Source organism: Flavobacterium panici (assembly GCF_903819335.1).
In the GTDB taxonomy this organism is placed as follows: domain Bacteria; phylum Bacteroidota; class Bacteroidia; order Flavobacteriales; family Flavobacteriaceae; genus Flavobacterium; species Flavobacterium panici.
In genome coordinates, this window is sequence record NZ_CAIJDE010000060.1 from 18,989 (window position 1) to 33,106 (window position 14,118).

Below are 14,118 nucleotides of genomic sequence, written 5' to 3' on the forward strand. Positions count from 1 at the left end.
TTTAATGGTTAATTATGAATTGTTAATGGTTAATTATCAATTAGTCGTGAACCATTAATCATTTATAATTAACAATTTACCATTAACAATTAATTAGTTTGTTTGTTTATTTTTTTTTACGCTGCAGGCTTGTTGTGGAGTCTGCAGGCGGTAAAAAATAATTTGCAGTATCAAATATTATAAAACCAGTCTTTTTTTGAAGGACTGGTTATTATTGTTTTTTTAGCCACAGATTAAAAGGATTAAAAAGGATTTTTTTTTCGCCACGAATTGCACGAATTTCCACAAATTTTATTCGCAGCAATCAAAAAAAAAATTAGTGAAAATTCGTGCAATTCGCGGCAAAAACCTTCACACAAAGTAATTCAAAAATCATTTTAATCCTTTTAATCTGTGGCAAAAAACAAACAGCATTAATAAAAAACATTTTCAATGAAAAAAATATTCACCCTTTTCTGCCTTCAATTCTTCCTGTTTGTGCAAGCACAGGAATACAGTTCTTCTAACATTCATTCGCATAATGATTATGCAAGTCCGCTTCCGTTTTACGGAGCGTATTCAAACGAAACCGGCGTTATCGAAGCCGATGTTTTTGTAGTAAATAATGAATTGTTTGTAGCACACAACTTCAAAGACATTACGTCTCAGAATACATTAAAAAGTATGTATTTTGAACCTCTTTCTTTAAAATTAAAAAGTTTAGGAAGTAAAGCTTATCCAAGCAGCAAACCTTTGATTTTAATGATTGATATTAAATCAGATGCCGATGCTACGCTGAAAGTTATTGCGCAGCAGTTAAAAACATTTCCTGACATTATAGTAAATAAAAATATTAAAGTTGTTATTTCAGGAAACAGACCAAATCCTGCACAATGGAAAGACTATCCTGAATTTATTTATTTTGACGGAAGACTTAACGAAGAATATTCTGCTGAACAATTAGCTCGTGTTGAAATGATCAGTGAAGATATAAAAGTCTTTACGCCTTGGAACGGTAAAGGTGTTTTAACACAAGCCGATTTAGAAAAAATTCAGGCAGTGATTAAAAAAGTCCACAATCAAAATAAAAAAATAAGATTTTGGGGCACGGCAGACAACGTAAATACGTGGATGACTTTAATGAATTTAAAACTTGATTTTATTGGGACAGATAATGTTTCTGAGTTGACACATTTTATCAATAATATTAAATCAACATTTTATCAAAATACAGAATTTCACCAAGCATACGTTCCTAAAAATGTTTCGGCTTTCGCCAAAAAGAAGTCTAAAAACGTAATTCTTTTAATTGGTGACGGAATGGGATTAACGCAGATATATGCAGGTTATACAGCCAATAAAGGACAGTTAAGTTTATTTAATATTCCAACGCAGGGACTTTCGATAACAAAAGCTTCTGACAGCTATATTACAGATTCTGCAGCCGGAGCAACAGCAATGGCAACGGGACATAAAACAAACAACAGATTCATAAGTGTTGATGAAAGCGGAAAACCTTTAGAATTAATTACGCAGCAATTGGCTAAAAAGAATTATAAAACAGCCATTATTTCGGCAGGGAATATTACAGATGCAACTCCGGCCGCTTTTTACGCACATCAGCCGGAAAGAAGTTACAACGAGCCTATTGCAAATGATTTCTTAAGCAATGCGTCAGATATTTTAATTGGCGGTGGAACAAAAGAATTTAAATCCAGAAAAGACGGGAAAGATTTATCTAAAGCATTAATGGAGAAAGGATATACTTTTTTAGATAAATTCAGCGCTTTAGATACTATCAAAAATAGCAAATTTGTTATTGCAGATGATGCGGCGGTAGTTTCAATGAAAAATGGAAGAGGAGATTTCTTAACTAAATCTTTTGCTAAAACGGTAAGCACTTTTGCAAAATCAAAAAATCCGTTTTTTATCATGGCCGAAGGTGCACAAATTGATTACGGCGGACATAGTAATAATGTTGAATATGTGGTTCGCGAAATGCTAGATTTTGACAAATTAGTAGGGCAGGCAATGGAATTTGTAGATAAAAATCCTGAAACTCTTTTAGTTGTTACGGCAGATCACGAAACAGGAGGACTTTCGTTAATCGACGGAAGTATTGAAAAAGGTTATGTTCATGGAAGTTTCAGCACAAATGATCATACAGCAGTTCCGGTTCCGGTTTTTGCTTATGGAGCAGGAGCTCAAAATTTTGCAGGTGTTTATCAAAACACTGAAATTTATACTAAAATAATAGAAGCGATTACTAAAAAGTAATGTTCTAAAAAAAGCAAAGAGGCTGTCTCAAAAGTCGGGACAGCCTCTTTTTTATTTTACATGTTTGCTTGTTCCGTAGGAACATTTCATTGGTAGAAAATTATATTGTATTATGGTTTACGTTCCGTAGGAACGTTTGATTTCGACATTGTTTTTTAATAATCTGACCTGTCAAACGTTCCTACGGAACGTAAATGTGTCTGATCTTTATTTTTTTTCTACCAACGAAACATTCCTAACGGAATGATAAGTCGGATATCAAAAAGTGGTCAATTAAGTCACTAATAACAAACAAAATAATTATAGTGAAAAGCTGCATTGACTTTTGAGAGAGTCTCTTTGGTTATTTTATATATTTCCATGTTCCGTAGGAACATTTCATTGGTAGAAAATTATATTGTTATGATGGTTTACGTTCCGTAGGAACGTTTGATTTTTGACATTTTTTTTTAATAATCTGAGCTATCAAACGTTCCTACGGAACGCAAATGTTGCTGATCTTTATTTTTTTCTACCAACGAAACATTCCTGTGGAATGATAAGTTTGGGTTTTCTCCCAAAAATAGGTATCACTGTCAAAGTAAGGGATGTCTAGTTTTTTGGATAAGGCTTCACCAGCTGTCGTTACACCGCTCTCGGATGCGCCAAAAATATGAATTTTCATTACGAGGAGTTACTTGCTGATTTATACATCAAAATTACAAATCTTTTAATGATTTGCTAATACAGCGATTTTTAGAAATGCGTGAGCCTCTCGTAAATCCCTTTAAACACAGGAAACTGGTTTCAATATTAATAAATTATTAAATGACCAAATTGTAAAAAATACCAATAAATGTTTATTATACTTTTGTAAGGCTCTTCTTTAACATTTAAAATTGCATTATGAGTTCTAATTTGATATTAAGGTTGCGTGCTGGAGATGATTCTTGTTTTAAGGAAATATATGAATTGTACCATTTTAAAGTTTTTTGTTTTGTCAAAAAATATACAGCGCAGCTCGCAGATTCAGAAGATGTGACGCAAAATGTATTTATTCATCTTTGGAAATATCGGACTAAATTAGACCCAAATGTTACGCTGGAAGCCATCTTGTTTAAAAGTTCCAAACAGGAAATCTCAAAATGGTACAAAAAGCAAAACCGAATTTTTTCTGTAGAAGACGATCAGTTGATCAAAGAACTTGACAGCGCTGCCGAACCAGATGAAGACATCAGTTCGCAGCTGGAAAAAATCGAATATCTGCTTAATAAAATCCCAGAAAAAAGAAGAAAAATATTCAGTCTTCATAAATTCGAAGATCGCAGTTATAAAGAAATTGCGGTTGAAATGAATATGTCTCCAAGTGCCGTTGCCAATCAAATCTCTAAAACTTTACAATTTTTAAAGAAAAATTCGGTAAAGAATCATGAGCTTTATTGGTTTGCGCTTTTCTTTATCAGTCAGACTGAATTTATTGCATATTAGTTTGTCATTTCGAAATTCAGATTAGCAGAAAAGAGCCGAAGGGTCGGCCTATATTGTAGGGCCGGATTTTAATCCGGTTTACAAAGATTGGCGACAATATTGTCATTTCGACCGAAGGGAGAAATCTCATGTGTAATTCGACAAAAGATTGGTGACATTCTGCACGGATTCCCGCGTGCGATTTACTTCGTCTGTTCGCTATCGCTCGGGTCTCCTTTCGGTCGAAATGACAAAAACACGTTTTATGCTGCCAAATCTTCTCGCAGATTAAGAAAACGTTAATAGTAACAATACCCCGTGACATTTAAAAGAATGAAAATCTAATGTAGTTGAATCGGGGAGATTCGCGCATGATTTTTCGATTCTAAATAAATCTAAATGAGAAATAAAAAATTAAAAGAAGAATGGAATGCTATACCCAACAGAGGTATTCTTCCAAATGATACGGAAGCCCGAATGTGGGATAATATTCGAAAGGCGACAATTCATAAATATAGAAACCTTTACAATTGGGTTGCTGTAGCTTGTGCCGTAATTGTTCTTTCTATTGGAAGTTATCATTCTTTAAACCGATTAGATTTATCTAAGCCTAAAATTACTTCAACCATAACTTTTAAAGATGATATACGTCTTATAACGCTGCCAGATGGTACAAGAGTCTGGCTGAACCAAAATACAGAAATTGATTATCCTGCAAAATTTTCAAAAAAGGAACGAAATGTAACGTTAAGAGGAGAAGCATTTTTTGAAGTAAAGCGAGATGTTACACGTCCGTTTATTATTACTTCAGGCGCTGTAAAAACAACTGTTTTGGGAACTTCATTCAATGTTAAAGCCTACAATGATAATGATGCACAGGTAAGCGTAAGAACAGGAAAAGTAAAAGTAGAAAGTACACAAAATACGGTTTTCCTTGAAAGAGGTTACAGAGCCATATATGCCGAAAAAACGGCTACAGTTAATAAAGAGAAAACAAACAATTTTGAACCAGAGTGGAAAAAAGTATTGCTCTATGTTGACGGTTTAACCCTAGATGAGGTTATTACAATACTGCAGCGTGATCATAAGTTTACGGTGAATTATCTGGATGACGATTTAAAAAATCTAAAAATTCAGGGAACTCTGGACACGCGACAAGGCTTTTATGAAACACTTCAAACTATTGCTTTTGCTTTAGAAATACATATCAGTCCGGCGGGAAACAGCATTTATATAATCGGTAAAAAATAAACAGCAATTTACTTGTCTTACACAGCCATTATTTTAAAACTACAAAATAATTAACGCAAAATATCTCATTAAAATTAATTACATAAACTAACAATTTCAACTATGAACAATGATTTTTCCAGGCATTATTTTATTGCCATCTGGATTTTGCTTTTGGGATTTTTTCTCGGAACAAACACTATTTATTCGCAAACAGGAACCGTATCGGTTGATTTTAAAAACTCTTCGCCTCAAAAAATCATTGATAATTTAAAATCACAAACACCTTATCAATTTGTTTATCAAAAAGACCTTGACCTGAGTTTTCCGCTTGTTACCTTAAAAAAAGATAATGTAACAATCGACGAAGTTTTGAATGATTTACAAACCTTAACCAATTTAGATTTTAGAAGAACGGACAATAATATTGCGGTTAAAAGAAACGAAACCGTTAAAAAAAAAAGGAGAGGGAAAATTGTAGGAAAGGTGGTTGACAACAACGGACTTTCGCTTCCGGGAGCCAATATTAAAGTGGTTGAAACAGGTTTTGGCGCACAATCAGATATTGATGGTAGTTATATTTTAGAACTTGAAGCAGGAGAATATACCATCGAGATAAGCGTGATTTCTTTTCAAACCCAAAAAATTACTCATGTAAAAGTTGAGGAAGGAGAAGATACGCCGCTGGTTGTTTCTTTAAAGGAAGATGCACAATCGCTAAATGAAGTAATCATTGTGCAAAATTATAAACAGGCCACAGCTTCGGTTGAAGGAATGTTAATTCAGCAAAAAAAGGCAGCACAGTTTTCTGATGGTATTTCGGCAGAACAAATCGCAAGAACACCGGACAGAGACGTAGTAGCTTCCTTAAAACGTATCACGGGAGTTACAACTGTAAATGATAAATATGTTGTAGTACGCTCCATGGGAGAAAGATGGAACCAGGCCGTTATGGATGGAATCGCTTTACCAAGTACAGATGCTTATCAGCAAAACTTTTCGTTTGATATAATTCCAACAGCAATGGTAGAAAGTATCGTTGTAAGCAAATCAGCAACGCCAGATATGTACGCTAATTTTGCCGGAGGATATGTAGAAGTAAAAACAAAAGATATCCCAAAAGAAAACTTTACCAATTTTTCTATTAGTAATTCTTATAACAGCAAAAGTACTTTTAAAGACAGACTAACAAGACAAGAAGGCGATTATGATTATTGGGGATTTGATGACGGAAGACGTGATTATCCTACTAATCATACAACAATAGATCCGCCAACAAGCTTAGCGACATCAGGGCCTTTTATTGATTATTCTAAACAATTTACCCAAGATAATTTTAGTACTTATAAAACATATGGAGCACCGGGAACTACGCTTCAGTTTGGTTTAGGGCGTGTTTATAAATTGAAAGACAATAACAAATGGGGGTTTGTAGGTTCTTTTATTTTTAAAAACACGCAGGAAACCTTAGAAATTGAACATACTCAAAGAGGAAGTTACCAAATGAATTCTGAATTTACTCCAGAAAAGGACAATTCAAGTTATTCGACTTTTACAAAATACGGATTTAGAAATTCAGGAAACAATTATAATTATAATTCAACATTAGGCGGAATGTTTAATGCTGCAATTCAGTTGGACAACCATAAAATTACAGTGCGCAATACGGTTATGCATATTTACAATAATCAGTTAACACAAATTAGCGGCTGGGCAGATGGAGCTTATTCTATTCTGGAAATACTAAGCGGAAGCATTTTACCAACTACATCAGAATCTAATTATCCTGTTTACACCACTTTTATTCAAAATAAAGTGGAAGGAAATCACAAATTCGACAAACTCGAAGTGAATTGGTACGGAGCATACGGAAATGTTACAAAAGATACTAAAGACGCCACATTTGTAGCCATAGGAAAAGGAAAAGTAGGTGATGATATTATAACAAATTATAGTGTCGATAACAATGGAAACAGGTTTCCGTTTAGCCGAAGTTATTTTACAAATGATGAAGTAGATTACAACTGGGCAGTCAATTTTAAATACACTTTTAATTTTAGAGAATCTTTTACAAACGATATCAAAGCAGGATATTTTGGTACTTATAAAAAAGCAACCAATCAGCAGGAATCGGCTAAATTAATTACAGTTGGTCAACCTACTGCTTTTGCAACAATTTATGAGCCGCTTTCGGAATTTCTAGACGGATCAAACTATTATTATGGTGGTTTTGGCTGGCAGAAATATGGCATCTACGGAAACAAATATGTGGGAGACGTAAAAATACATTCACCTTATTTAATGCTCGATGATAAAATTGGTCAATATGTAAGATTGGTTTGGGGAGTAAGAGCAGAAAGTTATTTATATACTCAAATAGAAAGTCAGTCTGAAACTCCAGATGGTTTCTCAGAAGCCCAGGGAGATGATAAAGTGTGGCAATTTTTACCATCTGCCAGTTTAATTATTAGTCCAACTAATAAAATGAATGTAAGATTGGGTTACAATAAATCAGTTTTACGTCCGCAGTTTGCAGAGCGATTAAGTATTCCATATTACGACCCGCTTCGCGCCGCTAAAATTTATAATTATACAAACGGGATAGTTTCGAGCGTTGCAAATAATTATGATTTAAAGTTAGAATGGTTTCCTTCTGGAGGTGAGATTTTATCCTTTGGTGTATACCATAAAGACATAGATAACCCAATTGAAGCCGTAGGTTATTTAAATCCGTCTGGCGTTAGGGATATCTATAATATTAACTCAAACAAAGCCAAACTTTGGGGAGTTGAATTAGAGTTCTACAAAAATCTTTCTTTTTTAGGAGAAGGTGATCTTTTAAAACATTTGTTTGTTTACGGAAATGCTTCTGTAAATGATACCAAAGTTACTTCATACGTTAATCTGGATGGTACCGGAGGACTTTATGAAGCAAACAGACCACTTTACGGGCAGTCGCCTTATACTTATAACTTAGGAATGGATTATGTAGGCGACCGTTTTGGGTTCAGCCTTAGACATAATGCCGTTGGAGATCAGTATATTTTAGTTGGGTTTGATTATTCGGCAGAAGAAATCCGCATGCCTTACTCACAAACAGATGCACAGCTGAGTTATAAATTCTTCAAGAAGAAAGACCTGCAGTTTAAATTCAGTATCAAAAACATGTTTGATACAGGCGTGCAAACCTACAACAATACAAACAGCTACAGTAAAATAGAAGATGTTCCTACAGGATCTAACCCAAGATCAAGATTTAGCCTTGGAGCAAATGCAACCAATAAATATGACCCGGATATCGATCAGGTAGTTTTTAAATCATTTGCCGGAAGAACGATTAGTATTTCTTTAAACTATGATTTTTAAAATTAGCTATTGTTAATACTAAATTCATAATCATAAGTATTTTCCTGCTGAATATTAAGAAAAAGTTAACAATAAAAAACACCCATGATATTCTGTTATTTCAAAAGCTAATACTAATAAATAAAGAAGTTGGGTAAAAATAAAAACTCTTTTTGCTGAGAGTATTTAAAATGTTCTTCGAAAAATTTAAATAGATAAAAGAATGAAACCTGCAGATATACGGAATCTTCAATTTAAGCCAAAACAATAAAAGAAGACAAAGGCATTAGGTTTATCATATCCAAAGACATTTATCTTTTTGTGTATTTAAATTTTAAAGGGAATCGAAGTTGATCCTTTCATTGAAATGAAAAAATCCTAATAGTGAAAGATGGAAGTTAGGTAAGCTCCCCGGACGGTAAAACGGATGCGTTTGAAAAAACAAATTTACCAAAAACGAGAAAGACCTAAGGAAAGAAATTTTGCTGCTCTCTCCAAAGGCCTAGTTTAATAGCGGCAAATATAGCAATAATTAAATTATTATGAAAAAATTTTTTATGTTCGCAATTGTAGCTCTACTTGTGAGTTCTTGCCAAAATGATGATTCTTCTGCTGATTCTTCTTTTTCTATGAAAGCTGCTGGGGCTGACTACAGCGGATATCCTGCAACAGTACAAACTGTAAGTGGAGATATTACAACTAACACAACTTGGACAAGTGACAAAGTTTGGGAAATTAACGGAGTAGTTCGTGTAAAATCTGGAGCTACATTAACAATCCAGGCTGGTACTTACATTAAAGCAAAACCTCTTGCTGCTGGTGTTGCTACAGGAGTTCTTGTAATTACTAAAACTGGTAAAATTAATGCACAAGGAACTGTAAATGCTCCAATTATATTTACAAGTTACAATCTTTTAGATGGTAACGCTTCTACAAAAGGAGCTCCTGGAGATTTTGGTGGTCTTGTAATTTTAGGTGATGATCAGGTTAATAACGGATCAACTACTAATATTATCGAAGGATTAGGTGATCAGCCAAATGTTTCTGATTTCTATTATGGTGGATCTAATGCTTCTCACAATGCAGGAACAATTTCTTATGTTCGTGTTGAATTTGCTGGTAGAATCTTAGATGCTGCAACTGGTGTTGAAATCAATGGTGTAACTTTTGGTGGAGTTGGTGCTCTTACTACAGTTAACCACGTTCAGGTTTCTTACGGTAGAGACGATTCATTTGAATTTTTTGGAGGTAGAGTTAATGCTACTCATTTAGTTTCTTTTGCTCCGGATGATGATAACTTTGACTTCGATTTAGGATACACAGGATCAATCACAAAAGCAATTGCACTTGCTGATATTAATTCTACTCACAGTACAAGTGGTACTGCACCAAACTTGGTTCCAGATTCTAATGGTATCGAATTAGATAACAATGCTGGTGGAACTTCTACAACAATTATCACACGTCCTGTTATTTCTCAATTATCTATTATTGGTGTTAGTTCTGCAACAGCTGCTAACTCATACGAAAATGGAATCCACGTACGTAGATTAGGGCAAATCAGCCTTACTGATGCTACTGTAACAGGATACAACAGAGGAATCAACTGGGAATCTCCTTCAGTATCAACTGGTTCTACTTGGTCTGCAATATCTATCCACGGATATGTTAATCCAGTATTGCCAACAACAGTTGCTTTAGGTTTTGGAAACGCTACATCTACTGTTGCTCCGGGAACTAAATGGTCATTAACTCAGCCATTCTTTAATGATGGAGCATTAGACTTTACAGGTGCTACAGGTGCATTCAAAACTGAAGCACTTTGGACAGCTACTTGGACTAAGTTTTCAAATTTCTAATTAGTTAGGTTAAGCAATATTTAATTCAGCATGGGCAGCATTTCTGTCCATGCTTTTTACAAATAAAATATGAAAAAAATTATACTATTATTTTTATTACTAATGATTACAACTGTATCATCTGCCCAGTTTACAATTTGGGAAGATGATTTTGAGGATGGTGACGTTTCAGATTGGACTTTATTAGACAAAGATGGCAACAGTAGTAACTGGAGTGCCCGAAAAAACATTCAATTTGATGAAAGTACAGGTGGAATTAAAGATGGTAATTTTAATGTATTAGGTACTTATAATATTGATTTAAATTCAGGTGCGCCGCTTGATATAATAGAACAAAACTGGGCTATGCTGCCAGCAATAGATTTATCGTATTACAGTGGAAAAATTGAATTAGATTTTACAGCACAAATGGCAATTTTCGGCGGAAGCAAAAATATTTTAGTGTACGGAGGAACATCTCCAGATCTAGCTTCAGCCACACTTTTAGGAACTATTTATATGGAAAGAATATCACAATTAGATCCGGAATTTAAAGATTATGTTTTAGATATTTCGCAGTTTGTAGGCAATCAAAACGTTTACATTTCCTTATTAAATGAAAACAGCAATTTTGTTGGATACGAAGTTGAGAAAGTGTGGATCACTGCCGAAGCACTATTAGGTGTTGATGATTTCGATAAAAATAATACAATTCGCCTTAAACAAAATCCTGTTGCCGAAAATTTAGAATTAGAAATAAGCGAACAATTTCTAAACGAAGATTTTGCAGCAAAAATTTACAATTCCTCAGGATTATTAGTTAAAAGTAATGCAGATTTAAAAGAAAATATTTCAGTAGCAAATCTTCCGCAGGGAATCTATTTTCTGGTAATATCAAATAATACAACTTCCAAAAAAATAAAATTTATCAAAAAGTAAACAGATAATTATTTTCAGAAATAATTATTAAGACAAAATATAAAATATGAAAACTAAAATTGTTCCAATACTTTTATTTTCAATTGTACTTCTCCTTTGCCAGGCATGCATTAATGAAGATATGGTTCCTTATTATGAAGAACAGCAGCCGGGAAAAGTGGTAATACATGGTTACAATGCACAAAAAGATTCTATACAAATAGCGGTAGATGGAAAAATCCTTACAGAAGGAAAGAAAAATGCTTACATAAAAAAAGTTGATAAAAATTACGAATTTGTATTTTATTCAAACAAAACAAAATTGGTTGAAATTACTAATAAAGTAAGCAATCAGCTTCTTTATTCTTACCAACTAACAACTGCAAAACCTATTGATACTATTTCTTTTTATACCAAAGAAGATTTATGGATAAATAATGTTTTGGCAACGAAACCCGGTAAAATAACACAGACAGGAAATGCCGGTTTCAAATTTATTTTCCCAACTCTTAATAAATATTCTGCCAGCGGTTATACCGGAAAACTAGACGGAATCATGCGCAAAGTAAACGGAGAAGTAGTAGGAGTAGTCAAAAACATTGGCAAAGATAACTTCAGCGATTTTATAGAATTTCCATCAAGTCTGCCTCCAATTATCAGAATGGAATTGGTTAAACATAATACAACCGAATCTTATATAAGCGGCAGACAAGTTATTACAGTTATGCTGATGCTGCCAAACAAATCAGGATTAATCGTTTTGGATGAAAGAAAAGATGGAAATGGCAAATTTCAAAGTGTTGATGCAAGTTTAAATCTGGTAGATTTTTTTGATTTTACGGCTCATTAAAATAATTAATTCTAAGATTATCCAATGAAAAACTGTTTGCCTATTAAGCTGTTTTCTTTTTTCTTTTTTACCCTGTTTCTTATTTCGTGTGAAAACACAGATGAGCCAGTAACGTATGAAGAAAATACAAATGAATATGTAAACGACTGGATGTACAATCAAATGAAAAGATATTACTTATGGAATAATGCAATAAAAAGCCAAGGTAATTTAGCATTAGATCCAAAAGAATATTTTAAAACATTATTGCAGTCTGAAGATATTTATTCCTACGCGATACATCCTGAAAAACCCGAAACTTCACCTAAAAGCCTTAGAAGTAAATTCGGGTTTGACGTAAGTTTTATAGCCTTTGAAGGAAAATATTATGGCGTAATATTATATGTTTTAGAAGATTCTCCGGCAAAAAATAATGGTTTGCAAAGAGGACAGCTTATAACTCATATTGAAGGAACAGAATTGAAATTGGATAACTACGATAATCTATATAATAGTATGCTTGCCGATACGCAGCTGGATTTAAAAGTCGTTTCGTATTCTGCTCAATCAGGTTTTTCTAATCCAAAAACAGTTTCTGTTTTGCAGGGTTTTACCTTTTTACAGCCCATTCCATATCAGGTAATCGAAAATAATAATACTAAAATTGGTTATGTAAGCATTCCGCATTTTGATGTTGGACAAGCACAATTGTATTTGCAAATGTTTCAGGAATTAAAAAGCAAATCGATAACAGAATTGGTTTTAGACTTAAGATATAATGGAGGAGGAGATGTTTCATCTGCGACAGCATTAAGTATAATTTTAGCATCCAATATTAAAGCAGACGATCTTTTTATAAAATTTGAAGGAAATCAAAACGGAGGAAATGTTGACCAGTCTTTTGCTACGGCTTTAAAAAGCAATGAATCTTCAGTAAGTTTTGATGCTTTACGCAATGCACATCCTGGAATTAATAAAGTTTATATTTTATGCGGAAAAAGGACAGCATCGGCATCAGAACTTATTATAAATAATCTAAAACCCTATATGGAAGTTATTACAATTGGCGAAAAAACATTTGGCAAAGACGTAGCAGGATTTCCAATTGTAGACGATCGCAATCCGGATAAAAGAGGCTGGATATTGTATCCTTCTATATATAAATTATTTAATGCCAGACACGAAGGGAATTATTCAAAAGGAATAAACCCTGAAATAGTTTTAAATGAATTACAGCAGCCGGAAGTATTTGCTTTAGGAAACCGCTCTGAAACTTTATTGCAAGGAGCTTTAAATAGAATATCAGGAAATACAAACAAAATAAAAACAGAAACTGTACAATCATTGCCGCTCAGCAAAATAAGTACAGATATTGACCCGCTTTTGCAAATTATACCATGAAAATTATAAATACATTGATCGTTCGTTATGCAGGGAATTGATAACATTGAACATCGAAAATTGCTGCAAATTTTTGAGAAATATAAAGATGAAGCTATTGCGGTACAAACAACATCAGAAGATGATCTTAAGATTTACCAAAACATGGAAGAACTCGATGTTTTGTACAATTGTTTTAAAATCTTATTGGCCGAATTACAAAAATGTACCAAAGATTATGAACTAAAGAAAAAATCAACCCGCAGCATTATTCATAAAAGCTTAAGGAAAATGAAATCTGAAACAGAAAAGAAATCATAAGAAGAAAATCTATATTTCAGGATTTATTACAATTGATAGCCCTTCTTTTTTATCTGGCGAAAAGGAGTCCTAATTTTATTTCTTTTAAGCCTTATTTTCTTTATTTGGTAAAAACAATCATTTAGTAATGCCTTTATTTCCAAATAAGAATTATGATGAAAAGAGCTGATATTGTATTTGAGTTTTTCGATATGGTTTCCTGCGTTTATTAAATCAGTTTCAAACGTTTTTAATAAACCAACTTCTATATTTTTATTCTTTTTGTAATAATGAATACAGTTATGAAGATCCTGAATTTGTCCCGTAAAATCAAAAACGGCTTTTTTAGAAACGGCTCTGTGGTAGTAATAAGAAAACTCTAGCGGATTAAATTCAATTACCTTATCAAAATCTTCAATGGCTTTATAATGATGTTCCAGTTTTTGAAAACAACTCGCCCTTAATTCATAAGCTTTCGAATCAAATTCATAATTGACAACATTATCTAAATGAATTATAGCTTCCTGAAAGTGGCTGGTGGAATAAAGCTGTTTTCCTTTCTCTAAATCCACAAAA

General features: G+C 33.3%; 10 protein-coding genes. 9 read left to right on the forward strand and 1 reads right to left on the reverse strand.

Annotated elements, in window-relative coordinates:
* The first annotated feature begins 432 nt into the window (after positions 1–432).
* The 9 genes from FLAPXU55_RS19565 to FLAPXU55_RS19605 all read left to right on the forward strand — a co-directional run bounded on the left by FLAPXU55_RS19565 (position 433) and on the right by FLAPXU55_RS19605 (position 13,563).
* Entirely contained in the window at positions 433–2,256 is a 1,824-nt protein-coding gene (locus FLAPXU55_RS19565) for an alkaline phosphatase (protein WP_180860474.1), read from the forward strand.
* 885 nt (positions 2,257–3,141) lie between these two features.
* Positions 3,142–3,723 carry an RNA polymerase sigma factor gene (locus FLAPXU55_RS19570; RefSeq protein WP_180860476.1) on the forward strand — a complete coding sequence of 194 codons (582 nt, stop codon included), beginning with the start codon at positions 3,142–3,144 and terminating at the stop codon, positions 3,721–3,723.
* Between the two features lie 378 nt (positions 3,724–4,101).
* Complete coding sequence (locus tag FLAPXU55_RS19575) at positions 4,102–4,953, forward strand: FecR family protein (RefSeq protein WP_180860478.1); 852 nt, start codon at positions 4,102–4,104, stop codon at positions 4,951–4,953.
* A gap of 102 nt (positions 4,954–5,055) precedes the next feature.
* Positions 5,056–8,298 carry a TonB-dependent receptor gene (locus FLAPXU55_RS19580; RefSeq protein ID WP_180860481.1) on the forward strand — a complete coding sequence of 1,081 codons (3,243 nt, stop codon included), beginning with the start codon at positions 5,056–5,058 and terminating at the stop codon, positions 8,296–8,298.
* 521 nt (positions 8,299–8,819) lie between these two features.
* Positions 8,820–10,136 (forward strand): hypothetical protein, encoded by a 1,317-nt coding sequence (locus FLAPXU55_RS19585; RefSeq protein ID WP_180860483.1) that lies wholly within the window; start codon positions 8,820–8,822, stop codon positions 10,134–10,136.
* Between the two features lie 69 nt (positions 10,137–10,205).
* Complete coding sequence (locus tag FLAPXU55_RS19590; RefSeq protein ID WP_180860484.1) at positions 10,206–11,054, forward strand: T9SS type A sorting domain-containing protein; 849 nt, start codon at positions 10,206–10,208, stop codon at positions 11,052–11,054.
* Between the two features lie 46 nt (positions 11,055–11,100).
* Entirely contained in the window at positions 11,101–11,883 is a 783-nt protein-coding gene (locus FLAPXU55_RS19595; protein ID WP_180860486.1) for a hypothetical protein, read from the forward strand.
* Positions 11,884–11,907: 24 nt separating this feature from the next.
* Entirely contained in the window at positions 11,908–13,263 is a 1,356-nt protein-coding gene (locus tag FLAPXU55_RS19600; RefSeq protein ID WP_180860487.1) for a S41 family peptidase, read from the forward strand.
* A gap of 27 nt (positions 13,264–13,290) precedes the next feature.
* Entirely contained in the window at positions 13,291–13,563 is a 273-nt protein-coding gene (locus FLAPXU55_RS19605; protein ID WP_180860488.1) for a hypothetical protein, read from the forward strand.
* A 26-nt stretch (positions 13,564–13,589) separates the two neighbouring features.
* Here the strand turns inward: FLAPXU55_RS19605 and FLAPXU55_RS19610 are convergent, their stop codons facing one another.
* Positions 13,590–14,114 (reverse strand): tetratricopeptide repeat protein, encoded by a 525-nt coding sequence (locus tag FLAPXU55_RS19610; protein WP_180860489.1) that lies wholly within the window; start codon positions 14,112–14,114, stop codon positions 13,590–13,592.
* Between the last annotated feature and the right edge of the window lie 4 nt (positions 14,115–14,118).

Coding starts and splice junctions, on each gene's coding strand:
- FLAPXU55_RS19565 (WP_180860474.1), top strand. CDS start 433: ATGAAAAAAATATTCACCCTTTTCTGCCTTCAATTCTTCCTGTTTGTG.
- FLAPXU55_RS19570 (WP_180860476.1), top strand. CDS start 3,142: ATGAGTTCTAATTTGATATTAAGGTTGCGTGCTGGAGATGATTCTTGT.
- FLAPXU55_RS19605 (WP_180860488.1), top strand. CDS start 13,291: ATGCAGGGAATTGATAACATTGAACATCGAAAATTGCTGCAAATTTTT.
- FLAPXU55_RS19585 (WP_180860483.1), top strand. CDS start 8,820: ATGAAAAAATTTTTTATGTTCGCAATTGTAGCTCTACTTGTGAGTTCT.
- FLAPXU55_RS19580 (WP_180860481.1), top strand. CDS start 5,056: ATGAACAATGATTTTTCCAGGCATTATTTTATTGCCATCTGGATTTTG.
- FLAPXU55_RS19590 (WP_180860484.1), top strand. CDS start 10,206: ATGAAAAAAATTATACTATTATTTTTATTACTAATGATTACAACTGTA.
- FLAPXU55_RS19595 (WP_180860486.1), top strand. CDS start 11,101: ATGAAAACTAAAATTGTTCCAATACTTTTATTTTCAATTGTACTTCTC.
- FLAPXU55_RS19600 (WP_180860487.1), top strand. CDS start 11,908: ATGAAAAACTGTTTGCCTATTAAGCTGTTTTCTTTTTTCTTTTTTACC.
- FLAPXU55_RS19575 (WP_180860478.1), top strand. CDS start 4,102: ATGAGAAATAAAAAATTAAAAGAAGAATGGAATGCTATACCCAACAGA.